Consider the following 22,705-nt stretch of genomic DNA (forward strand, 5'->3'; position numbering starts at 1 on the left):
CAAGGGTTGGTGATTCGCAGAAGCATTCAATCGCTCGCGGCGTGCGAGCTTGTCTATGCTACGCGATCTGTGTGTCAGGAAATGGGATGGGGGGTTTACTTGCTGGTGGCGCCCGGTTTTCTTCTAGTAGATAGGCAATTGAGAGGTCGCCTTCACTTCCTGCAGCGAGAGATTTGAATGCAGCGTCGCAATTCCCGGCAAGTCCGAGAAAATGCTGGTGAAGAATCGGCCATATTCGTCGAGATCCTTGGCGACAATCTGGACAAGATAGTCGGCATCGCCGGAAACCTTGTGGCAACTAAGAACATTCTGATGAGCCGCAAGATGCATCTCGATTTTAGTCAACACTGATTCGGAGTGCTCTGCGACACTTAGACGGACGAAAGCGAGGACCCCGAGTCCCAGTTTTTTCCGACTCACTATCGCCTGATAACCCTCGATATACCCGTCCGCTTCAAGCCGCTTCTGGCGCCGCCAACTAGGCGATTCGCTTAGCGCGAGCTTCTCTGCAAGTTTGCCCCCTGTCATACGTCCATCTGCCTGCAGCAGACGAAGCATGTCCTGATCGATACGGTCCAGTTCCAGCACGGGGAAATCCCCCTCTTATCGTAAAAATTGCGCGGAAATTCTCCGAAATATTAGCGTCAACCTATGTGAGCTTGCAAAGTAATTTCAGCGACCCGTCGTTAAGCTTGAGTCGTTCACAACACACCTATGACGATCACGAATGCTCACGATATACAGCGAGGCTCATTCATCTATTGCTCGCTAGACCACGTTCGCATTCGCAAGACCAGAAAATATGATTCACGAAAAACTCATTCGTACACATCTTGAAGCAAATGGCTTCGCTCACTATCAACCGACGATCAAATACAACGACAGCGATCGCGACATTCTCCACGCCGAGTTCCGCTCACTCGAACCGGACGAATTCGCTCCGCCCGGAGTTCGCCGCTTTCGTCGCTATGGAAACGGCATCATCATTCCATGGGCCGAGAAGGAGGAAGTTTTCTGGATTCCACCGGTGACCAATGGAAACGTATGCCGTGCAGGTTACGATCAGGGCGGCAACAATCCCGATCATCAGAACATCCGTTACTTCAACGCATTGAGCGACTTGTGCAAGGCAAGCCGTATTCTTCAACAGCTCGTTCTCGACGATTTCTCGCATACGTTCTGGCAGCATTCGGGGCAGGAGTTTCCAATCTATTTCGGCGTGCACTTCGTAAAAATCGAGGCACACGGCCGCGATGACCTCGGTATCAGCTCCCCGAACTGCTTTCACCAGGACGGCGAACCGTTCACGTTTGCTCATCTGGTTCATCGATCCAGCTCAACCGATGGCGGCGTCAACTACATTGGCAGGCCATCGGTTCGCAATCTGCCACTCGAGGAGGTTCAGCACAGCGACCTCGTTGCGCAATTTGTCCTGAGGGATTTCCTGGAAAGCTTCGCAGTCTTCGACCCGGCTGTTTGTCACTACGTTGACCCGGTGCGCAAAACCATTGGCGACGATGCCGTAGCCGAACGTTGCATCATCCTCATCGATTTCTCCCAGACAAGGCAGAACATCTGATGCAAACGCTAGCCATGGCGGTTCTTCCGATACTCCTCGCTCTGGTGGCGGGCTATATCACCGGTCGGTTTATCAACTCGGGAATACGGAGCCGCCTGATCCAGTTGATCACACCGTTCGTGTGGCTCCTCCTGCTTTCGATTGGATATCAGTTCGGCGATGTGCTTGGACGTGCAACGGAGGTGACGCACGCTATAGCAGTTGCGCTCCTGCTTGCCACGCTGACGACGGCTTTCCCGTGGCTCTTCATCGTGCTGGCACACCGTCCCGACGAAACAACCCCGCAGTTTTCCAGTCCTGCCGGTGTGACGTTCAACGCTGTTCTGAAACCGCTTAAGGAATGCACGATAGCGCTTCTCATGGTGGCGGCGGGCGTTTTTCTCAGCTTCGTAAAAATGCCCGCGTACCTGTCGGGCGTGCCTCTCCCGTCGACCGATCAGCTTCTGTATGCATTGATCTGGCTGGTAGGCGTCGATCTCACAGGTCTCTCTGTCAACCGTAAATGGCTCTCCCCACGAGTGCTCTCGATCCCCGTTCTTGTGATACTCGGTTCGCTGACCGGTGGCGCGATCGCTTCAGCAGTGGGCGGTCCACCACTGGCGGTAGCGCTCGGACTCTCAAGCGGCTTCGGATGGTTCACGCTGTCCGGCGTGCTGATAGCCGGTTATCTCGGGAACACGTACGGCACGATAGCGTTACTCACCGACCTGTTCCGGGAGCTGCTTGCAATCGTGCTTCTGTACAGCCTGGGAGCACGATTTTCAAAGCCGTGTATTGGAGCGAGTGGTGCGACAGCGCTGGATTCGACACTGCCCATCATCAAGCAGACGTGTGAGGCCGCAGAGATCCCTACGGCGCTAGTCAGCGGTCTTATCCTGACCTTGATTGCGCCGTTTCTGATCACCCTGTTTCTAATGTGATGACCGACGCATGGCGTTGAGCACATCGGCAGTATCTGCACCGCAAGCCACACAATCTCTCGCGACCAGGAGCAGGAAGCTCTCCCTCAGATAACCGCCGACAACTTCGAACTATACTGGGCGACCTGGAGGTTTCAATGACCGATCACGAAAGACTGCATCCCCTGCGCCCGTTCCTGAAAAACTGGGTCTGGGAGCATGGCCGGGTTGGGACGCGCTATCTGGACTGCCTCGATGGCCAGATCAAGTTCGACGAAGGCAAGAAATCGCATTTCGCAGCCGAGCAATATACCTACGTGCCGCTTGGCAAGGTCGCCGAAGACGATCGCTCTACAGAGGGACCTGCCATCCAGGAAGCGGGCCTCGCCCGCTTTTTGCGGGCTGCGCAACTCGGCAAGCCAGAGGAAGCCGGTTCAGTCGCCGAGGTTCAGCGCGCCGTGCAGGATTGCATCGAACTCGGCCTCTTCAGCGCGTATCAACTGGACGCTCAACAGGCATTGGCCCGCTATGCTGAAGAGCCCATGTTCGACGACGAGATCCGGGCCGCCGTTGTCGAAGATATCCGGCGTGTTTATGTCGCCATGCGCGAACAACTGGCGCTCTACGATTTCAGTGTGCTGTACGGCTTGCCCGCGCCGCTGCTGATCAGCGAAATGCCCTTCATCGACTGGCGCGTGCAGGCCCGTCCTGCCCTGCCGTTTGTCTCGCTTCCGCTGGGGCCTTATTGCCTGCTCGTCGGTGCGCCGTCAGGCAGGAAAAGCAAGACCGCGCCCGTGGTCTGGAAGGCCGCCGCCGCAATGGGTCCGTTGAAGGACCATAACCGCTGGATCTCGGAGCACGCGCGTCTGTGGCTCGTAGCAACCACAGACGATCAACTCGTCGCGGCACAAGCCCGCTTCGCTCCCGCTAGCGACGACGTGAAGCAGGAGGATGCGAAGTCCTGACTGAAGTCGGTACAGCAACGCGCGGCCGCACTTTCAAGCAGCACGTCATTGCTGCACCGCCCGACCCACCGATCACGCCCCCGGCGCAGGCATGTTGTGAATCATCAAGGTCTGCGGATTCGACAGCGGAATTTCCGCGGCGCGCAGCGCCTTCAGGATTTCGAACAGCAGCTCGCTCTTCGTCGAACCTGAAATGCGCGGGCTGATCACGTAGCCGGTCACGCTGAGTGTGATCCCATCCGGTGTCAGCTGGCTAAATGTCACCGATGGCGCGGGTTTGTCGAGAATAGCCGGATGCGCCTCGTACGCACCAAGCAGAATGTCGCGGATCTGCTCGGGGTCCGTGTTGAGCGGGAACGTCAGCATCAGCGTCGCCACCCCTTGCGTGCTGTTGCCCATCGTCACGTTGCGCAGGTTCTGCGAGATCAGCTGTGAATTCGGCACGATCACGGTGGACCGGTCGCTCAACTGGATTTCCGTGGCACGCACATTGATGCGCCGGATATCACCCTCCACGCCGCTGATGCTGATCATGTCGCCGACTTTCACCGGGCGCTCAGTCAGCAGGATCAACCCGGACACAAAATTCTTCACGATCTCCTGCAGACCGAAACCGATCCCCACCGACAACGCACTGACAATCCACGCGAGGTTGCTCCACTGGACACCCAGTAACGCGAGGATCAGCAGCACAAGGACCACGTAGCCAAGGTTACTGAACAGCGTAACGAGCGAGATGCGCATGCCCGGCTCGACGCCGCTCTTTGGCAGCAACTCGGCATCGAGCCAGCGGCGAACGGTGCGCAACAGATACACGCCCACGATCAACGCAATCAGCGCGTTCAGAATATGCGCGGGGACGATGTTCAATCGCTGTAGTCGATCCGCGCCAAATGCGTTGAGCAGGCTGTTGAGCAGATCGCCCGGCGTCGTGCCGAAACCGCCGGTGAACAATGCGAACACGGCGAGCAGCATCAACAGGCTCGAACCGCCGCCCGCGAGGATCGTCGACACCTGATCGAGGTGCATGTCCTGCAGACCGAAGAGATGCTTGATCGCCTTGCCGGTCGCATGATGCGGCGAGAAAAGGCTTTCGCAGAGATCTTTCGTCAGCTGCATGAGCAGGTACATGCTGCACAGCACGATGTCGAACCATACGAGTTCGTAGGTCAGAAACCGTGCGATCGAGATGTAGCCAGTCAGCAGCGCGAACAGCGATACCACCACCGTCAATGTGACGGCGCCGTGGATCAAACCGGCAAACGTCGAGCGTGCTTCGGGTGGCTCACCCGCGGCGGCAAGTGCCGTGCGCACGCGGTTGGCCCGTATCAGCGATGCGCCGATGGTCAGCACCACGACGAGCGATACCAGTCCGCGTCCGAAGAGCGTGACCTGCAGGCTCGTATCGACGGTCCGGTTCAATTGTTCGAGCGCACCTGACAGCAGCAGCAACCCTGCCAGCGCTGTCGGGAACGGTTTCATCGCGAGCGCGACCGGATCGGCGATGGCCGGCAGACGCCACGATGGGTGACGCGTACACAGCAACGCACGACCGAGACCGGCGATCAGCGCACAGATCCACGCGAGCTTCGCGAGTTCGTCGGCAAAGTCCTGCAGCGGCGGTGTGAGTTCCGCGTGGCGCGTCAACGCGAGGTACACGAACTGCACGGCGACGCCCGTCGCGAGCAAGGTGCCCAGCGTCACCGACAGCGCCAGTGCGCTGCGCCGCAGGCGGCCTTCCGGCAAATGGTTAAAGCACACATACGCCATGCCGCGATCGAGCAGACGACGGCCAACCGTCCATACCACTACGGCGAGCAGCAGCAGAAGGAGCGTGCCGGCTTTTTGCCCAGGCTGCCATGCCGCTTCGAGCACCGGTGCAACCTCCGCGCCGAAGCCGCTGAGGCGCTGCAGGTCGTCGGGATTCGATTTGAACAGCGGCGACCAGAACTGCGTGCCGAGGATGCTCCCGGAACGAAACGCCAGCTGGTTCTTCAGCAACCCGTGCTGTAGCCGCGCGATCTGCGCAATCAGGTTGACGAGCGCAGTCTTTGTATCGGCGGCCTGCTTGAGTTGGGCATCGAGTTGCACCTTGCGCTTGTCGAGCCCGGCGCGCTGCTGCGCGACGGCGGGCGCTTCGGTCGTGGCGCCCGCGGCGGGGGGCGGGCCGAGCACGTCGATCTGCGTCTGCAGTTGCGTACGCACGGGCTGCAACTCTGCAATCAGCTTGTCGGTGTCGCTCACGAGCTGTTGCGCCGCGTCGTCGAATCCGGACAGCTGCTTGAAGCTCGTCGCGCTGCCAGCCTGCTGCTTGATGCGGTCCTGCGCGCCCTGCAGCCGTTTTAGTTCGGTCTGCGCGGCCTCGGGCGTGATTGCGACAGCAGTGGGCGCTTCGAGGCCCGGCGCGCTGGCGGCGACGACAGCGGCCGTATTCACGGCGACCGTATTTGTGTTGCCCGTCCCGGCAGCATCCGCAGACGGCAATGCCCCGGCACTCAGCATGAGCGCGGCGACCACAGCGATGTATGAAACGAACTTTAGCGACATATTCAGGTTGGATTGCGATGCATGGCGTAAGCGAGGCGTGGCGAAAAACGCATCCGGCGTTCGCCATAGCTTGCCACAATCGCCCCACCTATCCCGAATTGCGCTGTTCCAGCCGCCTGGCCGCTACCCGCTGGCCAGGCTTCTTCCCTTAAATGGGCACGAAGTGTGAAGTCAAGGCACCCTCAAAATGAGATTGCCCGGCGGAGATCATGATTGACGATGTAAGTGCGGCGCTCAAGCTGGCTTTGGATCAACTGGCACCGCTGCTGCATGGGAAGGAGACTCTGCCGTGGAAGTCCGCTTTTTACCTCTACTGCACCGAGCCATTCTCCGCTGCCCACGTCCGGACCGTGCCCTTCTCCATCTGAAATATCGAAGTAGTTCTTGTCCAGGTATGAAAACCATTCCTGCGTGCATGGCTGAGCCGTCGGCGCCCGCGGCACACGGGTTGTCGCGATGATCCACGCAAGAATGATAAATACACCGATGCCAGTGAAAATCTTGAGACTTTTGATAACCATTCCTTACCTGCGATTGCTTGCGGGTTTCGTCGCTGTTTCAACAGACTTGCCCTGTACGTGCAAGCACGGCCGGCAGACGTTACCGCGTTATTGAGAAACATGCTAAATCGAGATGGCAGTCCGTCTCCTCCTTGCGTGACAAAACTGCATGAGCCTATCTAGTACTACGAAGATTGGCAATGCGACGAGTGGACGAGACCGGGTACGCGTACAGAGAAGTCGTAAAAAAAGCGCAGCCCGGTGTATCGGGCTGCGCTTCTTGCAAATCGACTCCCCAGCGGGGAGCCGGTCGATTACGGCTGCGACTGCAGATAACGCTTCACATCGTCGAAGGTGACCTTACCGGTCTTGTTGACGTCGATCTGGCTGAAGTTGTTGGCGATATAACCCAATCGACTCTTCTGCGCCTGTTGCTGGGTCAACGAACCGTTGCCGGTAGCAGCGGCGGCATCGAAATTCGTTTTCAGACGCGCCATTGCCTGCCCCTGCAACGCGTCGCCGGTCGACGCCACCGGTGCCGGTGTGAGGGGTCTGTTAGCAGGAAAGAACGGGCCATCCACACCGTGTTTGACCACGCGGGTAGAGGGCTGGGTCACATCGCTGGCCTGGGCCGCACCAGCGATTGCACCGAGTGCAAATACCATCAGATAAAGTGCCTTTTTCATCGCAGTTCCTTTGTGCCTTCCTTGATCATAGTCGTTCCGTGCGTCATCGACGCCGGTTCCACAAACAGCAGCCAGCGCTTAAGGCGTGCCGGCAGGAGGCTGGTCAGACCAGGGTTTCGGCAACTGGTGGAAACGCATCGCGCCTTCGATCGGGAAGCCATAGTAGTAACTCACCAGATCGCGCTTCATGTGCGGTCGTGAAGTGTCTTCCAGGTAAATCATGTGACCGCCGGCATAGTGCGTAACCTGGATATCCGGATGGATGCCCTTCACACTCTTCAACCGCCCCAGATCTTTTTCCGTCATGAAAAATGGCGTGACCAGATCGTGGTAGCCGTTTTCAACCAGCACCTTGAGATGCGGATTCAGCGTCAACGCGGCCAGCAGATCGGGGATCGTGTCCGGCTCCGCCAGGCCACCATGGCTGAAATCCCAGTTCTCGTTGGCGGTGTCGCTCAAGGTCACGTAGGTCGTGTTCGGCGCGGTGTATTTCAGGTAGTTGGGGAGTTGCTGGTTCAGGATCAGCGGGAACGGTGTGGACATCAGTGCGTCGGACGGATCGGAATCGCTGGCGATAATCGGGCTGTTATTCGCCGCCGACACGCGACCATCGTAACCGCCGATGGTGTAGCCAGGTATCAGTGCCGTATTCAGCGGATTCGGTCCGAGGTAAGCGGTCAGCGCACTGACGTTGACGGTGCTTTCCGCCGAGAGTTGCGAGTACACCGCCGGCGTCGGGAATACCGGTGGATTCGCCAGACCGAGGAAGGTCGGACCGTACGGCAGGAATTGCGCGTAATCGCGGGTCGAAAAGTCGCGCATCATCTGCGCGAAGTTACGCAGCCACGGTAGCGGCGGTGTCACCTGCACACCAAACGGCGGTGGTGGCGTGACCAGTCCGAAGAATGCAGCCACTTCGGCGTAGCCCGGCAACAGCGACACCGTGTAGTCGGTAGCACGCTGCAAATCCGACGTACTCGGGTACTGGTCGTTGTAGTCGAGAATGCATGACTGCAGGACAATCCCGGTTAGCTTTACCCCCGCCTGTTGCAGCAAGGGCGCGAGCACATCGGTACGCGGTGTGCCGTACGATTCGCCGTACAGATAGATCGGCGAATTGGGCCGCGGGTTGACCGCCAGATAGCGCAGGATGAAATCGCGCATCACGCCGGCATCCTGATCGACACCCCAGAAATTCTGATTGGTGTTGGGCAACACCGCTTCGGAGAATCCGGTGCCGGGAGGATCGATGAAGACCATGTCGGTGGTATCGATCAGACTCTCTTCGTTATCCACCAGTGGGAAGTTCGGCCAGCCGGTCGTGTACGGATCGGGCGTTGCCACTCTGCTTGGCGCAAACGAACCCAGCCGCAACCAGATCGATGAAGATCCCGGACCGCCGTTGTAGAAAAACGTGACCGGACGCGGGAACGGTCCTCTGTTCTTCGCGACATAGGCAACGTAGAACATCGACGCTTCAGGATTACCGTTCGCATCGGTTGCAGTCAGATGCCCGGTCGTGGTGGTGTAGTCGACCCGCCTGCCGCTCTGCTTGTAGGTCAACTGGTGATAAGCCACAGCGGCTTTTTCGCTCACGGTCGATGCCGCGAGACCATCGGTGGCACCAAATGCATAGGCCGTGTTATCCACGTACGGCTGATCGGGCGGAAAAGCATAGGCCGCGGGCGGCGCGAGAACGATCCCGCACACACCGACGGCTAGCGTCAGCGCGGGCGCTACCGTGCGTATGAATCGTCGAAGTATTGGCGGAGCAAAGCTGACATTCGAATGACGATCTGCTTTCATCTTGTTGTCCTTTCTTGTGAATGGCATGCCACCGCACTCGTGTCGACACGGGCCCGCTACATTGCGGACCTGCCGCCACACCCAGCATGACCCGTTGCTGGGCGCCAACCGGCAATCTCACGACCGGAATGGCCTGTGCCGTGGTGCGTGCCACGGTTTCAGTTCAGAACAGACTTCTGCGACGCCTACCGGAATGCATGACACGTCCCCATGTAATCTGGAATCCTGCCCGATACGCCGACAGCACAGGCATAACGAAAGCTATCTGTGACGCGACGATGTCTTGCGAGGAAATATGGGGGATACAGATTGCGGGTGGCCAACGTCACCGCCCTGAAGGGCGCGGGCATATCACTTCACCCTGCGCTTAGGTACGTCTCTGGTTTTTCTGAAGAATTACATGCGCAATATTAGGCCGGCGATCTGGAACGTCAAGAAGATCTTATGCTGCGGCAATACTCAAATGCGGCGTCGGTGTGCTGCACCGCATTAGCAGATTCTTTGCACGCGACTATGGCAGTTTTACGGCTTCTTGACGTGGCGTGTGCTGAAATGAGTGTGTGGTGATGGATCGGATGATCTGATACGGAGTGCTGGATGCGGTGCGCGAGGGTTTCGACAACCGCGTACCTGTTGCGCTCCAATGCCATAACAAACAGACGGGGCCGCCAACACGATGACAAACCGCGATATCGATGCATTGATCGAGGTACTCCAGCTTTACGCAGAACATCGCCTGAGCGATGTGGCACGCGGTGCCGATACGCCAGCGCTCGCAGCGCTGATGGTCGAGAAGTTCGGCGAAGGGATTGCGCGGGCAACGCGTGTACTCGGCGTCGAAGGCTCCGACGAACTGCGACGGGAAATCGATCGGCTGGTGCGTGAAGTCGATCCGCACTATCCCACTCATCTCCAGTACCGTTTTGAAGCGCGACCGGCAGGACTGGCGATCAACGGTGCGGCACACTGAACCATCGAGCAAGGATGTGGCTATGGCATTCAAACAAACGAAGGGAAACATGACCGTCGAGGTCTGTGCTCTCCCGGCTCCAGGCCAGATGTTCAAGGGCGCAGTGCGGGTAACGACCACGCGCCAGGACAAAACGATTCAGCGAGTCACCGGACGCGGTTGTGGGCGCCCGATGCGTAGTGTCGATGCCGCCCTGGCATTGGCCGAAGTCGAGGCCCGGCGCATGCTCGGCCTTTGAGGGTATGTCTGGACACTGTATTCGACCGCTTTTCCAGTCGCGTTTGCCGGTGGTGAGCGCGACTGGAAAAGCGGTTGGTACATATAACGTGCTCCATCGATGAACCGGCTTGCAACGCTACCCAGTGCAAGGTCGAGCGCGATTTTTACTCCACCTTAATGCCGGTTTGTGTAGCCTGACAGTATGTAATCGAAACCGGTGGTGATATGACACGCCCGATGACAGGCATGCGGACCTTCCTCGGAACCCGCAAAACCCCGCTTCAACCGCAAGCGCGTCCCCCGGCAAGCCGTAACGTGATCATTCATGTGACGCTCGACGAGCAGCATGCAACGCCATTACGTCAGGCACTGATCCGCGACTGCGCCGATCAGCCGTGGACCATCCGCATCGCACCGTTGCCTGGAACGGGCCGCGTGCGGCTCTCGCTCTATCTGCCGAAAACTGCGGTGAGCGGCGCACTGCAGCGCGTGGCGCACCTGGCTCCAGCCGCCGAACTGGGACAACTGCTGGAAGTGCCCGACACACCGACGAGCGTCTGGCGCGGCCTCATGCATGCCGAGGCGCCACGCGACGACACCCCCGTTCAGCCCATCGATAGCACCGCGAGCAACGAAAAGGGCGGGGACACACTCGCGCAATTGATCACCCAGGACCATGTGCTGCTTGGACTGCAAGCAGCCGACAGGCAAGCGCTCTTCGTCGAACTGGGCCGTTTCTTCGAGCAGCACCACGGGCTGTCGGCGGCAGCGGTGACAACGGGTCTCCAGACGCGTGAGGCACTGGGCTCGACGGGACTGGGTCAGGGTGTGGCGGTGCCACACGGGCAGATCAAGGGGCTGCGCCATGCGTTAGCGTTGTACGTGCGCCCCGCCACGCCGATTTCCTTCGACGCACCGGACGGTCACCCTGTGACCGATATGGTCGTGCTGCTGGTGCCGCAATGGGCGAACAGCGCGCATCTGCGTTTACTGGCCGATGTTGCGCGGCACTTCTGCGATCATCATTTCCGCGAACAGCTGCATGCCTGTGTCGACACGCGAGCCGTGTGTCAGCTTTTCACCGGTTATTGCGTGCTCGACGATGCTGCGAACGGTGTAGCCGGCCGATAAATCCGTACGTAATCATGTTCCCGGTATGTCGCGCAGGAATGGGTGTTATGCCCCACGCCTGCCTACCGCCCGTTTCATCCATCTCCGATCATGCAGTCATGCCGAACTGCACAGTCACCCAAGCGCCGCAACCGAAAACCGGTTCGCTGGCGGACTCCCTCTTCGAGTGACGGCTGGCAGTAGCGGACATCTACCCCAGACTTCATCGGAGAACACCATGTCACTTCAGGACAAACTCGACGCTTTCAAGGCTGACTTCAAGGCAGGCAAGCCGCCGTATAACGCACCAGCGGACATCCATCCGATCATGGAACGCGCAACCGCCGAACTCATTGCAACCGGCCAGGCGAGCCGCGCCGTGAAAGCCGGCGATCGCGCTCCGAACTTCAGCTTGAGAGACCAGGAGGACAACGAGGTTTCATTGGCCGGGTTACTCGAGAAAGGCCCGCTTGTCGTGACGTTCTATCGTGGCGTCTGGTGTCCATATTGCAACCTCGAACTCAAGGCGCTTAACGAAGCGCTGCCTGAACTGCAACGCTACGGGGCTAACGTGGTGGCGATTTCGCCGCAGTTGCAAGTCAACAGCCGCAAGGCGGTGCGCGTCAACGAACTGCGTTTCCCGGTGCTGAGCGATACACATAACGATACGGCAGCCGCGTTTGGGCTGCGCTTTGCAATGCCCGACTATCTGATCGAGCTTTACACGAAGCTCAAAAACGATTTGCCTGCGATCAATGGCGATCCGGGCTGGACACTGCCGATGCCCGCGCGCTACGTCATCGGAACGGATGGCATCGTTGCCTACTCCGAGGTGAACCCGGACTACACCCATCGTCCCGATCCGTCCGAGATGTTGCCGATTCTGAAAAAGCTCACGCAGATGGCGTGAACTGATCTCGTTCTCCACGAGCCGCACCATCGCACTTCCAGTGCGCCGCAGGCCGACGATCACGCAATATCGGTTTCAGCTTGCGGCGCACCGGACAACACGCTTTCGACGAAAGCAACAAATGCACGTGCCTTCGATGTGACGCGCCGTCCCGAAGGAAACACAGCCCATAGGTCTATAGGCGGCAATTGCCAGTCTGTCAGCACCGCGCGCACGGTGCCGTCGGCCAGCTCGGGTTCGAACATCCACTGCGAAGCGATGGCGATGCCCATGTCGGACAGCACGGCGGTGCGGATACCTTCCGCCGCGCTCACGCGCACCCTGCCCGACACCACCACAGCGACTTCCTTGCCACTCTGGCTGAACGACCACGACTCGCCACCACCGCGCTGCGAATACACAATGGCTTGATGCCCGCTCAGGTCGGCCGGTGTCGCCGGCATGCCCGCTTCGGCGAAATAGGCCGGCGTACCGACGACGAACCTGGGGCTGCGGGCGATGCGTCGCGCCGTCATCGCGGAGTCGTCAAGCGCGCCCATGCGCAGCGCCACGTCCATGCCCTCTTCGAACAGATCGATGTTGCGATCGTCGAGCACGATGTCGATCTCGAGTTGCGGATGCTCATCGAGAAAGCGCTTCAGCGCGGGCAAAATATGCAGGCGCGAGAACGTCACGGCCGCCGACACACGCAACCGTCCCGACAGGCTTTCCGACGATTGCCTTGCCGCGTGCTCCGCTTCTTCCGCTTCGTCGATCGCAACCTTGGCATGTTCGTAGAAGCGCTGGCCCGCATCTGTTGTGTTAAGCCCGCGTGTTGAACGCAACAGCAATCGCGCACCGACCCGTTCCTCGAGCTGCGCAATCGACTTGGATACGGCCGGCTGCCCCACATCGAGCCGTCGCGCCGCGGCCGAGAACGAGCCCGCCTCGACGACGGCAATAAACGTTTCCATGGCTGTCATGCGGTCCATATCCGGGCCTCGTTGCTGAATGAAGGCTCAACGGTAGCATTGAAAATCGCGGTGGTGATCGCGACCTTCGTCCACGCGGAGTTCGACGGGAGTAGCGCCCAAGGTGCCGGAGAAGCTGCGACAGTTGATCGTGTTTCAGCGACATCCGATGAACAGGCGTTTCGAGTACGCACTTTACGAACGTCACACGTACATGCCAGGATGTTCGCCTCGTTGCGCACCGAGCGGCTTTTTTCTGCCGTTTAAGCTATATTCGGTCGAACCCCGCACCCCCATTCCCACGTCCCCACGTTCCCACGCGATGAACAACACCCCGGCATCTGGAACCTCCTCTGCGCCTCAAGCTGTCTCCGTGCCCATCACGCGAAGCGCGATCTTCATCGTGGCGACCCTTGCGCCTGATACCGACAGTCATCAGACTGTCCGCGACTGGTGCGCGGACGTCGCGGCGCTGGTCAGGGCCGTAGGCAAACGCGTCCCGGGAGGCGGCTTGTCGTGTGTGTGCGGCTTCGGCTCGACCGCATGGGACACGCTGTTCGGCGCACCGCGCCCGGCGGGCCTTCATCCGTTCCGCGAATTCGGCTCGGGCGACCGCGTAGCCGTGTCGACGCCTGGCGATCTCCTGCTGCACATCCGCGCGGACCGCATGGACCTGTGCTTCGAACTGGCCACGCAACTGCTGGGGCGTCTCGGCACCGCAGTGACGACGGTCGACGAAGTGCACGGGTTCCGCAATTTCGACATGCGTAGCATGGTCGGTTTCGTCGATGGAACTGAAAATCCCGAGGGCGATGAAGCCGTCGCGTTCACCGTGATCGGCGACGAAGACGCGGAGTTTGCCGGCGGCAGCTATGTCATCGTGCAGAAATATCTGCACGATATGGATGGCTGGAACGCACTGCCGGTCGAAGCGCAGGAACGCATCATCGGGCGCACGAAACTCTCCGACATTGAACTCGACGATTCGATCAAACCGACCTCGTCGCACAGCTCGCTCACCACGCTCAACGAGAACGGTGAAGAGGTCAAGATCCTGCGCGACAACATGCCGTTCGGCAGGCCCGGTTCCCGCGAGTTCGGCACGTATTTCATCGGCTATGCACGTTCGCCGCAGCCGATCGAACAGATGATGGAAAACATGTTCGTCGGACGCCCGCCCGGCAACTACGACCGTCTGCTCGACTTTAGCCGCGCGGTGACTGGTGGTCTGTTCTTCGTGCCGTCGCAAGCGCTGTTCGAAGCGCTCGCGGAGCGCGGGCAACCCGCTGCAACCTCCGCGCCCGACAGCGCTAATCCCGCCTCGCCATCCGTGCAGAACGACAACGGATCGCTCAACATCGGTTCTCTCAAAGGAATATCCGGTCATGAATAATCTGCATCGCGAGCTAGCCCCTATCTCCGCCGAGGCGTGGGAACAGATCGAAGAGGAAGTGGCCAGAACCTTCAGGCGCTCGGTTGCGGGCCGGCGTGTGGTCGATTTCAAGGGCCCTGGCGGCTCGACGCTCGCGGCGGTCGGCACCGGCCATCAGATCAATATCGCCGCGCCGCTGCAAGGCATGACCGCGCGGCAACGCGAGGTCAAGGCCGTCGTCGAACTGCGCGTGCCGTTCGAGTTGCGGCGCGAAGCAGTCGATGACGTCGAGCGCGGCGCGAACGATTCCGACTGGCAACCGGCGAAAGACGCCGCAACGCAACTCGCCTATTCCGAAGACCAGGCGATTTTCGACGGCTACAAGGCCGCGGGCATCGTGGGGATTCGTGAAGGCTCGTCGAATCCGCTCCTGACGCTGCCCGCCGAAGTCAGCGACTACCCGGCGGCCATTGCGAAGGCGCTCGAGCAATTGCGTCTTGCCGGTGTCGACGGTCCTTACTCGGTATTGCTCGGTGCGGACGCCTACACGGCGCTTGGCGAAGCCAGCGATCAAGGCTACCCGGTACTCGCGCATATCCGCAGGCTCGTTGACGGCGAAGTGATCTGGGCGCCCGCCATCGCTGGCGGCAGTGTGCTGTCCACACGCGGTGGCGACTTCGAACTGCATATCGGCCAGGACCTGTCGATCGGCTATCTCAGCCACACCGAAGAAACCGTGCGTTTGTACCTGCAGGAAACGTTCACGTTCCTGCTGCTGACGTCCGAAGCATCGGTGGCCATCGTCCGCACCTGATCGCAATAATCGCGTGGCATAATCGGCGCACTTCGTTGTCCCTTCGTGCCGCGAGCCGCATGTCACGCATCCGCCTTCTGAAACTCGGCAGCCTGCTCGGATTGCTTGCAATCCTGATGAGCACGTTTGCGCCGACCATTTCGCAAGCGCTCGCGGCACACGACAGACTGGGGCAGGCGCTCGCCACCTATTGCTCGGCGGACACGAGCGCCAGTGCGTCGCCACAAGGCAACCCTCCCGCGCACGGTGCCGCACTACACTGGCAGGCCTGTGCGTATTGCGGTTTGCTCGCGCATCTGCCGGTGCTGCCTGGAACGACCACCTCGTTTGCAGCGAGCCGCTCGGTAGCACCAGCGCTCGTGCGGGTGGTTCAAAACGAAGTCCGCCCGCTTCTCGCCTACACCGCGGCCCAGCCCAGGGCCCCTCCGGCTTTCTCCTGATCCCGTCTTGTCGTACTTACTCGCCGCATTGCACACGCAATAGCGGCCCGTCGTTCTGCGCATGCGGAACGACACCTCAGGACAACAGGAGAAACCCCTTCATGCGCACGCTTTTCAAGCGGCACATCACACCTGCGCGCACGGCATTGATGATGGCCGGCACAGCGGCTTACCTCGTCACCGCACCGGCAGCATCCGCGCACGCGGTAGTCGGCGACCGCGTCTTTCCCGCTACGCTCACAGTGGACGATCCCGGCGTCGGTGACGAATTCGACACGCAGTTCGGTCACATCAAATCAACCGACGACAACGGCAACACGATCAACGTCAATACCGTCTCGTACGAGTGGGACAAGCTGATCACGAAGAACCTCGCGTTCAGCGTCGCCAGCAACTACGTGACCCAGAACGCACCGGACGGTGGCTCGGTAAAAGGCTGGGACAACGTGACGCTGGGCGTCAAATACATGGTGTATGCAAATGCGGCGCACGAATTCATGGCGTCGATCGGGCTCGAATCGGAGATTGGTGGGACCGGTGCAAGGTCGATTGCGAATTCGTATTCGACCTTCACGCCCACGGCCTATTTCGGCAAGGGCTTTGGCGACCTGCCGGCGAGTCTCGGTTATCTGCGGCCGTTTGCAATCACCGGGCAGATCGGTCCGAACCTGACGACGGCGTCGTCGGATAACGGGCCGAATTCGCTCGGTTGGGGCGTGACACTGCAATACAGCATCCCTTACTTGCAATCGCAGGTGAAAGATCTCGGGCTGCCGCAACCGTTGAGCAACCTGATTCCCGTCGTCGAATTCCCGATGAGCACCTGCACGGCCGGTGCATGCGCGGGCCACACCACCGGCACGATCAACCCCGGTGTGTTGTGGCTCAACCGTTACGGCCAGTTCGGCATCGAAGCGCAGATTCCCGCCAATCGCGCGAGCGGGAATCATGTCGGCGTGCTGCTCGAGGCTCACCTGTACTTCGACGACATCTTCCCTAACTCACTCGGCAAACCACTCTTCTGATCATGAAAACTCTCTATTCAAACCTGACCACCGCGCGCTCCCTCGTCGCTGCATTGCTGCTGGGCGCCGCGCAACTGGCCCACGCGCACGCGTATCCGACCCACCAGGTGCCCGGCGCGGGCGCAACCGTATCGAGTACGCAGAAAGATATCGCGATCGATTTCGACGATGGCCTCGAACCGGCATTCAGTTCGATCACCGTCACGGATGCGCAAGGTAAGGCGGTCACGAATGGCAAAGCGACCGTCGATCCATCGAACCAGAAACACATGTCGGTGGGTCTGAACGCATTGACGCCTGGCGTCTATACAGTCGCATGGGTCGCAGTCGCCGCGGATGGACATCGCACCCAGGGGCACTACACGTTCACGGTGAAGTAGCCGACACGCCTCTCATGTGCACGGCAGCCGCAGTCGGACCCTATCGATAGAAAACATAATCGGCAAGATAGGGCGAGCTGCCTGCCTGGTGCTCAGTGGAACAGGCAGCCGTCGGCATCAATCCGCCGACGGTCTTCACACGCTGCACATAACGCACGTCCGACAGCGTGCCGCTGCTCGACGTGCTATGCGTTTCGAGCAGCAGTTGCGGCACGCTCGCTGGCGTATCGCTAGCCCGTTGCGCCATCACGTGCCCAACGATACGGCTACCATCTTCCGCTTCCCACGATGGCCCCGCGCCATGCCGGACCGCCGCGTGGCCGCTCGCATCGAACAGCGTGGCCTGCGGGCTTTTGAACACCCATCCCAAACGATGCTGCGCATCGTATTCGCACGAATAGATCTGCACACCTGATGCCACCAGCGTCATCGCATGCACGGCCTGCGCCGGCGGATCGATCGAAGGCGCGGCCGCCGTCGAAGTAGCCGGCATCGTTGTACACGCACTCAACACCGACATACCGACGACGGTTGCGACACCCAACACCAGACTGTTCCTGAACATGACTATCACCTTGATATGAACCACATGGCACGCGGGATTGTGTTCCTCCTGCATAACAGCCGGGACACCGCAACTATTCCATCGCCGATCGACTATTTCAACACGCAGAAAACCGCGCACTCCAAAACAAAAATTCATCGAAAACATCCCTGCGATAAACGCGGAATAAACCGCTTCGCCGCACGTTTTGCACAGGACGACCGAGTAATCGCAGCACAAGCCGCCGATCACTCGGATCGTTGCGACCCATAGCGTTGGCTCATCTCTCCGATAGCGACTCAGAGACATCGCTTCAGAGCAACCGCGTAACTATCCATTCACTGGGAATTCACCATGAAACTGCATCGAAACGCAGTACTCGTCACACTGTGCACGATCACGGCAGCCACGCTCGCCGCGTGCGGCAGCAGCGACAACCGCTCGACGCCGACCATGCCGGCGCAATTCAAGGCCACGACGCTCGTGTCCGACGGCAGCGTTGCCGCAGCGAACATCGATCCGAATCTGAAAAACGGCTGGGGCATTGCGTTCAATCCGACCGGTGTGGTGTGGGTGTCCGACAACAACACGAAGAAGTCGACCCTGTATGACGGCAACGGCGTCGTGCAGTCGCTCGTCGTGACGATCGCACCGAATGCCGCGGGCCAGGCAGCGGGACCCACGGGCATCGTGTTCAACAAGAGCACCGACTTCGCGATCAGCGCGAACGGCGGCGCTGCAGCGAATGCCGTGTTCCTGTGGGCTACCGACGCCGGCACGATCGCGGCATGGTCGCCGAAGGTCCTGCCCACACAAGCCGTCAACGCCTACGACGACGGTGCGGGCGCAGCGGTCTACAAGGGCCTTGCGATCGGCGCGAACGCGGGGGCGAACCTGCTCTACGCGACCGACTTCCACAACAAGAAAGTCGACGTGTTCGACAAGTCCTTCACCAAGGTTCAACTAACCGGCAAGTTCGTCGATCCGCAACTGCCTGCGGGCCTGTCACCGTTCGGCATCGCTGCGATCGGCAGCACGGTGTACGTCAGCTACGCGTTGCTCGGTCCCGATGGACACACGCAGGTGAACGGTGCGGGTAACGGTGTCGTCGATGCCTTCGATACCGCCGGCAACTTCGTCAAACGCATCGCCACCGCAAGTACGCTCAATTCGCCTTGGGGACTCGTGATCGCGCCGGCCAATTTCGGCGCGGCGAGCAATGACCTGCTCGTCGGCAACTTCGGTGACGGCACGATCGATGCATTCGATCCGAACTCCGGCAAGTTCCTCGGTGCGCTGACCAGCACCAGCGGCTCGACGTTCAGGCAACCGGGCATCTGGGGTATGGCGTTCGGCAACAACGTCGACAACCAGCCGCTCAACACGCTTTTCTTCGCTGCGGGTCCGACGCCGACAACCGGTGTGTACGGTCGCCTGGACGTGACACCGTAACACTCCACAAAAAACAGGCAGACCGACAGCCCACTGTCGGCTTCATGAAAGCAACACGACGCAGGCCACACAGTCACCCGCTGCTCCGGCCTGCGTCGTATCCGCAAAAAAGGCATCACTACGCCCATCCCTCTTCGGATCCCTCCAGACAGATGCCGCCCGCGCGTCGCCCCGGCGCCAGGCAAGAACACGGGTCTCACGTTAAACTCGCGAATCGACGTCATGCCGGCAAAAGCGCACGCACTTGCACAAGACCGGATGACGGCGCATCAGGCCCCCTGGAGAGACACGTCGATGACCGGTGCAGATTTACCCAGCATGCTTCCCGAGATGCTGCCGCGGCTGTGGGCGTTCGCGCTACGCATTGCCGGCGACCAGCACGATGCGGAAGATCTGGTGCAGCGCGCCTGCGTGCGGGCACTCGAGCGGGCGCATCAGTTGCAGCCCGATACCGCACCGCTCAGCTGGATGTTCTCGATCGTTCACACCACCTGGATCAACGAGTTGCGCGCCCGTAGCGTGCGCAAGCGTTCCAGCATGGAATGGGACGACGACTTCCTCGAAAACATTGCCGATCCGAGCGGACAAACGCCGGAAACGCAGGCTATGAACGCGCAGATCATCGATGCCGTGGCGCGTCTGCCCGAAGCGCAGCGCGTCGTGATGCTGCTCGTGGCCGTGGAAGGTCTGAGCTATCAGGAAGCCGCCGATGCACTCGAAGTCCCGATCGGCACGGTGATGAGCCGGCTGTCGCGGGCTCGCCAGGCAATCGGTGCGCAATTCGCCACGCGCGATGATGTACCGCGCGGCGCGACCCAACGTAAGGACTCGATCGCATGACAATCGACGAAACCTTACTGCTGGCTTATGTCGACGGTGAACTGTCGGGGACGCAGCGTGCCGAAGTGGAAACGCTCGTCGCCGGTTCGGATGAAGCCGCTGAATTCGTCAGGATGTTGCGCGCATCGCAGTTCGACTATCGGGCCGCGTTCGCCGCGCAGAAACTGCCGCCGGTTCCTGAATCGCTCACGCAGAACATCGACGCGCTGGTCCAGCAACACCGGGCCACGCATGGGGCTGCGAACGCCGATCGGACCACCAATGTGTCGCCTACGGCTACGACCGCCCCCGTCCGCTCGCGTTTGCGCAGCGTACCGGTATGGCTCGCCGCAGCGTGCGTGGCCGGCGCGTTCTGTGCCGGCCTGCTGCTGCGCACGGGCCCGCTGATCGGGACAAGCGGCGACGGCATGTCGCCATGGGTGGCCGCCGCGGCGGGCTACCAGCGCCTCTATACGCGCGACACCGTGGCTTATACACCGGTCGATCCGCAACGTACGGCACGCGTCATCGACGAGATCCGCGCGAAGGACCATCTCGCGCTGAGCGTCCCCGACCTGAGCAGCGCCGGTTTGCAGTTCAAGGCGATCCAGCGGCTCAACTTCAACAACAAACCGCTCGTGCAGATCGTCTACCTGCCGCTCAAGGGGCCACCGGTCTCGCTGTGCGTGATCGGCGATCCGAAGCCCGATGCCGTGGTGGCAGCAAGGACGGTCGATTCGATGCATGTGATAACGTGGCGCCAGGCACAGGTGGGCTACGCGCTGCTCGGTAACGTCAGCGGCGTCGACCTCGAATCGATCGGCAGGCAGATTGCGGGGCACGGCACCCACCCGTTGTTCGGCGCAACGACCGGACCGACAGCCGGGTCCTGGACATCGCCGGACGCCTGAACATCGCCCTTCGAAAATAACCACGGCGCGCTGGAACAAATCCGCGCGCCGAAGTGTTTTCAGTTCGTAAGGAACCATCGATCAGACCATCGATGCCAAGAGCGAAGCATTGAATCCATCCGCACAGAGAAATAGCGCCGTCTTATGAAACCGGACGAAATCCAGCTGCTGGCTTATGTGAACGGCGAATTGCCGGCGCACGAGCGCGCGGAAATCGAACAGGCGCTGCGGTCGTCACCCGATGTCGCGCAGCAGGTTGCCTTGCTGCGCGCTTCGCAATTGCCGTATCGCGAAGCGTTTGCCCAGCAAAAACTGCCACCGGTGCCGGCCGGGCTCGCGCAAAAAATCGACGACATGGCGCGTGCAGCGACCAGGCAAGACGATACGCTCCAGCCGGGCGCCAACGACCCTGTCATGCCGCAGGTTCCCGGCAGCACAACCGCTACACCGGTACGTTCGCGGTTGCGCTTCGCGCCCGCGTGGCTCGCCGTTGCGTTTGTCGCCGGTGCGTTCGTGTGCGGCGCGGTGCTTCGGCTTGGGCCTGGCGCGGTAGCAGGCTTCCAGTCGGCATCGGTGGGGAGTGCAGGTAATGCGCGCTCCTGGGTCGTCGCAGCGGCCGGCTACCAGCAGCTCTATTCGCGCGAAACGCTCGAATATGTCGACGGTAACGCCGATCTGTCGAAGAAAACGCTCGACGAGATTCGCAGCGAGGATGGCCTCGCCGTCAACATTCCCGACCTGCGCGCCGCGGGCCTTACGTTCAAACGTGTACAACGGCTACGTTTCGGCGACAAGGCGCTCGTGCAGATCGTCTACCTGCCGCAGCAAGGTGCGCCCGTGGCGCTGTGCGTGATGAAGGAGACGAAGCCGGACCAGGCCGTCGCCGAACGACGTATCGACAGCATGAACGTCGTCACCTGGCGGCAAGCCGAACTCGGTTATGCGTTGATCGGCAAATCCGATCAGGTTGATCTCGCGACGCTCGCGAAGCGCATCTCAGGAAATCAGGTCGACACCCTGTTCGGCGACGCTGACCTGCCCGGTCTCGTGCCGCACGCGGGCTAACACGAAGCATGCATCGCCCCGACGTCGTGTCACAAAGAAAAGCGACGCTTGATGGAATAACGCCTGTTTAACGCCCGTTATCGAATCGGACGGCAGAACACTAGCCGAACGAGAAATTCCTTCATCGACATCGACCACGGAAGAAATCATGAAACTGATCCATAGCATTCCCCTGCTCGCACTGACGCTCGGTCTCGGCTCACCGCTCATCGCGCTTGCCGATACGGTCAACCTGCACGCGGACCTGACGGCTGCATCCGAAGTGCCCGCCAAGACCAGCGACGGTCACGGCCAGTTGACTGGCACCTACGACACGTCGTCGAAAGACTTGCAGTGGCATGTCGTCTATTCGGATCTGACCGGCCCCGCGACGATGGCTCACTTCCACGGTCCCGCACCGGTCGGCAAGAACGCGGGTGTCGTGATCCCGATCGCTGCGAAAGATCTGCCGAGCCCGATCGACGGTCATGCCACGCTGACCGATGCGCAGGAAAAAGACCTGCTCGCAGGCAACTGGTATTTCAACGTCCACACCGCGAAGAATCCTGGCGGTGAAATTCGCGGTCAGGTCGAATCGGCGAAGTAACGCGCACACGGGCGCCGTGCGGTCGGCGCCCTCCAATCATCACCCATCAGCACGTCAGTACGCTCTAGCTGCGTCGCCGGATTGCGCGCCTGCGCGGCCGCACCACCGAAGCGAACGCCACCTGAATCCCCACGGATTGGCACACGCCTTCGCGCG

Annotated in this window: 24 protein-coding genes; 17 read left to right on the forward strand and 7 right to left on the reverse strand. The window is 60.4% G+C overall.

Annotated elements, in window-relative coordinates:
- Window positions 1-123: 123 nt before the first annotated feature.
- Window positions 124-588 (reverse strand): Lrp/AsnC family transcriptional regulator, encoded by a 465-nt coding sequence (locus BWP39_RS24430; protein WP_096724848.1) that lies wholly within the window; start codon window positions 586-588, stop codon window positions 124-126.
- A 214-nt stretch (window positions 589-802) separates the two neighbouring features.
- Here BWP39_RS24430 and BWP39_RS24435 point away from each other — a divergent pair, with 214 nt between their 5' ends.
- From BWP39_RS24435 to BWP39_RS24445, 3 genes are all read left to right on the forward strand, one after another.
- A complete protein-coding gene (locus BWP39_RS24435; protein ID WP_096724849.1) occupies window positions 803-1,579 on the forward strand; it encodes a 2OG-Fe dioxygenase family protein in 777 nt (258 codons plus the stop codon).
- Window positions 1,579-2,499 (forward strand): lysine exporter LysO family protein, encoded by a 921-nt coding sequence (locus tag BWP39_RS24440; RefSeq protein ID WP_207557076.1) that lies wholly within the window; start codon window positions 1,579-1,581, stop codon window positions 2,497-2,499. The genes BWP39_RS24435 and BWP39_RS24440 overlap by 1 nt, the downstream gene beginning before the upstream one ends.
- Before the next feature lie 137 nt (window positions 2,500-2,636).
- The gene (locus BWP39_RS24445; RefSeq protein ID WP_096724850.1) at window positions 2,637-3,443 is read left to right on the forward strand and encodes a hypothetical protein; all 807 of its coding nucleotides are present in this window, start codon (window positions 2,637-2,639) and stop codon (window positions 3,441-3,443) included.
- A gap of 72 nt (window positions 3,444-3,515) precedes the next feature.
- On the opposite strand, the gene BWP39_RS24450 is transcribed toward BWP39_RS24445, so the two are convergent.
- The 4 genes from BWP39_RS24450 to BWP39_RS24465 form a co-directional block, all read right to left on the reverse strand.
- Window positions 3,516-5,990: a DUF3772 domain-containing protein gene (locus BWP39_RS24450; RefSeq protein WP_096724851.1), complete on the reverse strand. Its 2,475-nt coding sequence runs from the start codon at window positions 5,988-5,990 to the stop codon at window positions 3,516-3,518.
- Between the two features lie 182 nt (window positions 5,991-6,172).
- On the reverse strand, window positions 6,173-6,511 hold the full coding sequence (locus tag BWP39_RS24455) for a hypothetical protein (RefSeq protein ID WP_096724852.1): 339 nt from the start codon (window positions 6,509-6,511) through the stop codon (window positions 6,173-6,175).
- Window positions 6,512-6,804: 293 nt separating this feature from the next.
- Complete coding sequence (locus BWP39_RS24460) at window positions 6,805-7,176, reverse strand: EF-hand domain-containing protein (RefSeq protein ID WP_096724853.1); 372 nt, start codon at window positions 7,174-7,176, stop codon at window positions 6,805-6,807.
- Window positions 7,177-7,254: 78 nt separating this feature from the next.
- The gene (locus BWP39_RS24465) at window positions 7,255-8,982 is read right to left on the reverse strand and encodes a S10 family serine carboxypeptidase-like protein (RefSeq protein WP_096724854.1); all 1,728 of its coding nucleotides are present in this window, start codon (window positions 8,980-8,982) and stop codon (window positions 7,255-7,257) included.
- A 676-nt stretch (window positions 8,983-9,658) separates the two neighbouring features.
- On the opposite strand from BWP39_RS24465, the gene BWP39_RS24470 reads away from it, so the two are divergent.
- From BWP39_RS24470 to BWP39_RS24485, 4 genes are all read left to right on the forward strand, one after another.
- A complete protein-coding gene (locus tag BWP39_RS24470) occupies window positions 9,659-9,952 on the forward strand; it encodes a hypothetical protein (RefSeq protein ID WP_096724855.1) in 294 nt (97 codons plus the stop codon).
- A 22-nt stretch (window positions 9,953-9,974) separates the two neighbouring features.
- Window positions 9,975-10,190, forward strand: a complete 216-nt coding sequence (locus tag BWP39_RS24475; RefSeq protein ID WP_096724856.1) for a hypothetical protein — start codon at window positions 9,975-9,977, stop codon at window positions 10,188-10,190.
- Window positions 10,191-10,417: 227 nt separating this feature from the next.
- Window positions 10,418-11,302, forward strand: a complete 885-nt coding sequence (locus BWP39_RS24480; RefSeq protein WP_207557077.1) for a PTS sugar transporter subunit IIA — start codon at window positions 10,418-10,420, stop codon at window positions 11,300-11,302.
- Between the two features lie 217 nt (window positions 11,303-11,519).
- Window positions 11,520-12,191: a peroxiredoxin-like family protein gene (locus BWP39_RS24485; protein WP_096724858.1), complete on the forward strand. Its 672-nt coding sequence runs from the start codon at window positions 11,520-11,522 to the stop codon at window positions 12,189-12,191.
- Window positions 12,192-12,250: 59 nt separating this feature from the next.
- On the opposite strand, the gene BWP39_RS24490 is transcribed toward BWP39_RS24485, so the two are convergent.
- Window positions 12,251-13,162, reverse strand: coding sequence for a LysR family transcriptional regulator (locus tag BWP39_RS24490; protein WP_096724859.1), 912 nt, complete (start codon window positions 13,160-13,162; stop codon window positions 12,251-12,253).
- A gap of 301 nt (window positions 13,163-13,463) precedes the next feature.
- On the opposite strand from BWP39_RS24490, the gene BWP39_RS24495 reads away from it, so the two are divergent.
- The 5 genes from BWP39_RS24495 (at window position 13,464) to BWP39_RS24515 (ending at window position 17,172) form a co-directional block, all read left to right on the forward strand.
- Window positions 13,464-14,534 carry a Dyp-type peroxidase gene (locus BWP39_RS24495; RefSeq protein WP_096724860.1) on the forward strand — a complete coding sequence of 357 codons (1,071 nt, stop codon included), beginning with the start codon at window positions 13,464-13,466 and terminating at the stop codon, window positions 14,532-14,534.
- A complete protein-coding gene (locus tag BWP39_RS24500; RefSeq protein ID WP_096724861.1) occupies window positions 14,527-15,327 on the forward strand; it encodes a family 1 encapsulin nanocompartment shell protein in 801 nt (266 codons plus the stop codon). The genes BWP39_RS24495 and BWP39_RS24500 overlap by 8 nt, the downstream gene beginning before the upstream one ends.
- 59 nt (window positions 15,328-15,386) lie before the next feature.
- The gene (locus BWP39_RS24505) at window positions 15,387-15,767 is read left to right on the forward strand and encodes a DUF2946 domain-containing protein (RefSeq protein WP_096724862.1); all 381 of its coding nucleotides are present in this window, start codon (window positions 15,387-15,389) and stop codon (window positions 15,765-15,767) included.
- A gap of 101 nt (window positions 15,768-15,868) precedes the next feature.
- Window positions 15,869-16,792, forward strand: coding sequence for a hypothetical protein (locus tag BWP39_RS24510; RefSeq protein WP_207557078.1), 924 nt, complete (start codon window positions 15,869-15,871; stop codon window positions 16,790-16,792).
- Window positions 16,793-16,794: 2 nt separating this feature from the next.
- Window positions 16,795-17,172 carry a copper resistance CopC family protein gene (locus BWP39_RS24515; protein WP_096724863.1) on the forward strand — a complete coding sequence of 126 codons (378 nt, stop codon included), beginning with the start codon at window positions 16,795-16,797 and terminating at the stop codon, window positions 17,170-17,172.
- Window positions 17,173-17,212: 40 nt separating this feature from the next.
- Here BWP39_RS24515 and BWP39_RS24520 read toward each other — a convergent pair whose 3' ends face one another.
- The gene (locus tag BWP39_RS24520; RefSeq protein WP_096724864.1) at window positions 17,213-17,737 is read right to left on the reverse strand and encodes a DUF3455 domain-containing protein; all 525 of its coding nucleotides are present in this window, start codon (window positions 17,735-17,737) and stop codon (window positions 17,213-17,215) included.
- A 333-nt stretch (window positions 17,738-18,070) separates the two neighbouring features.
- On the opposite strand from BWP39_RS24520, the gene BWP39_RS24525 reads away from it, so the two are divergent.
- From BWP39_RS24525 to BWP39_RS24545, 5 genes are all read left to right on the forward strand, one after another.
- On the forward strand, window positions 18,071-19,168 hold the full coding sequence (locus BWP39_RS24525) for a TIGR03118 family protein (RefSeq protein WP_096724865.1): 1,098 nt from the start codon (window positions 18,071-18,073) through the stop codon (window positions 19,166-19,168).
- 294 nt (window positions 19,169-19,462) lie between these two features.
- Window positions 19,463-20,008: an RNA polymerase sigma factor gene (locus BWP39_RS24530; protein ID WP_096726149.1), complete on the forward strand. Its 546-nt coding sequence runs from the start codon at window positions 19,463-19,465 to the stop codon at window positions 20,006-20,008.
- Window positions 20,005-20,898, forward strand: coding sequence for an anti-sigma factor family protein (locus tag BWP39_RS24535; RefSeq protein ID WP_096724866.1), 894 nt, complete (start codon window positions 20,005-20,007; stop codon window positions 20,896-20,898). Before BWP39_RS24530 ends, BWP39_RS24535 begins: the two co-directional genes overlap by 4 nt.
- Window positions 20,899-21,042: 144 nt before the next feature.
- Entirely contained in the window at window positions 21,043-21,963 is a 921-nt protein-coding gene (locus BWP39_RS24540) for an anti-sigma factor (RefSeq protein ID WP_096724867.1), read from the forward strand.
- A gap of 148 nt (window positions 21,964-22,111) precedes the next feature.
- Window positions 22,112-22,549 (forward strand): CHRD domain-containing protein, encoded by a 438-nt coding sequence (locus BWP39_RS24545; RefSeq protein WP_096724868.1) that lies wholly within the window; start codon window positions 22,112-22,114, stop codon window positions 22,547-22,549.
- Window positions 22,550-22,705 lie beyond the last annotated feature (156 nt).

Origin of the sequence: Paraburkholderia acidicola (genome assembly GCF_002362315.1) — a bacterium.
GTDB lineage: Bacteria > Pseudomonadota > Gammaproteobacteria > Burkholderiales > Burkholderiaceae > Paraburkholderia > Paraburkholderia acidicola.

Excerpts from the sequence above, each read along its gene's own strand:
- BWP39_RS24480 (WP_207557077.1), top strand. The coding sequence starts at position 10,418 with ATGCGGACCTTCCTCGGAACCCGCAAAACCCCGCTTCAACCGCAAGCG.
- BWP39_RS24520 (WP_096724864.1), bottom strand. The coding sequence starts at position 17,737 with ATGTTCAGGAACAGTCTGGTGTTGGGTGTCGCAACCGTCGTCGGTATG.
- BWP39_RS24505 (WP_096724862.1), top strand. The coding sequence starts at position 15,387 with ATGTCACGCATCCGCCTTCTGAAACTCGGCAGCCTGCTCGGATTGCTT.
- BWP39_RS24525 (WP_096724865.1), top strand. The coding sequence starts at position 18,071 with ATGAAACTGCATCGAAACGCAGTACTCGTCACACTGTGCACGATCACG.
- BWP39_RS24530 (WP_096726149.1), top strand. The coding sequence starts at position 19,463 with ATGACCGGTGCAGATTTACCCAGCATGCTTCCCGAGATGCTGCCGCGG.
- BWP39_RS24545 (WP_096724868.1), top strand. The coding sequence starts at position 22,112 with ATGAAACTGATCCATAGCATTCCCCTGCTCGCACTGACGCTCGGTCTC.
- BWP39_RS24475 (WP_096724856.1), top strand. The coding sequence starts at position 9,975 with ATGGCATTCAAACAAACGAAGGGAAACATGACCGTCGAGGTCTGTGCT.
- BWP39_RS24495 (WP_096724860.1), top strand. The coding sequence starts at position 13,464 with ATGAACAACACCCCGGCATCTGGAACCTCCTCTGCGCCTCAAGCTGTC.
- BWP39_RS24460 (WP_096724853.1), bottom strand. The coding sequence starts at position 7,176 with ATGAAAAAGGCACTTTATCTGATGGTATTTGCACTCGGTGCAATCGCT.
- BWP39_RS24450 (WP_096724851.1), bottom strand. The coding sequence starts at position 5,990 with ATGTCGCTAAAGTTCGTTTCATACATCGCTGTGGTCGCCGCGCTCATG.
- BWP39_RS24515 (WP_096724863.1), top strand. The coding sequence starts at position 16,795 with ATGAAAACTCTCTATTCAAACCTGACCACCGCGCGCTCCCTCGTCGCT.
- BWP39_RS24535 (WP_096724866.1), top strand. The coding sequence starts at position 20,005 with ATGACAATCGACGAAACCTTACTGCTGGCTTATGTCGACGGTGAACTG.
- BWP39_RS24445 (WP_096724850.1), top strand. The coding sequence starts at position 2,637 with ATGACCGATCACGAAAGACTGCATCCCCTGCGCCCGTTCCTGAAAAAC.
- BWP39_RS24490 (WP_096724859.1), bottom strand. The coding sequence starts at position 13,162 with ATGGACCGCATGACAGCCATGGAAACGTTTATTGCCGTCGTCGAGGCG.
- BWP39_RS24500 (WP_096724861.1), top strand. The coding sequence starts at position 14,527 with ATGAATAATCTGCATCGCGAGCTAGCCCCTATCTCCGCCGAGGCGTGG.
- BWP39_RS24470 (WP_096724855.1), top strand. The coding sequence starts at position 9,659 with ATGACAAACCGCGATATCGATGCATTGATCGAGGTACTCCAGCTTTAC.
- BWP39_RS24485 (WP_096724858.1), top strand. The coding sequence starts at position 11,520 with ATGTCACTTCAGGACAAACTCGACGCTTTCAAGGCTGACTTCAAGGCA.
- BWP39_RS24465 (WP_096724854.1), bottom strand. The coding sequence starts at position 8,982 with ATGAAAGCAGATCGTCATTCGAATGTCAGCTTTGCTCCGCCAATACTT.
- BWP39_RS24455 (WP_096724852.1), bottom strand. The coding sequence starts at position 6,511 with ATGGTTATCAAAAGTCTCAAGATTTTCACTGGCATCGGTGTATTTATC.
- BWP39_RS24435 (WP_096724849.1), top strand. The coding sequence starts at position 803 with ATGATTCACGAAAAACTCATTCGTACACATCTTGAAGCAAATGGCTTC.
- BWP39_RS24510 (WP_207557078.1), top strand. The coding sequence starts at position 15,869 with ATGCGCACGCTTTTCAAGCGGCACATCACACCTGCGCGCACGGCATTG.
- BWP39_RS24540 (WP_096724867.1), top strand. The coding sequence starts at position 21,043 with ATGAAACCGGACGAAATCCAGCTGCTGGCTTATGTGAACGGCGAATTG.
- BWP39_RS24440 (WP_207557076.1), top strand. The coding sequence starts at position 1,579 with ATGCAAACGCTAGCCATGGCGGTTCTTCCGATACTCCTCGCTCTGGTG.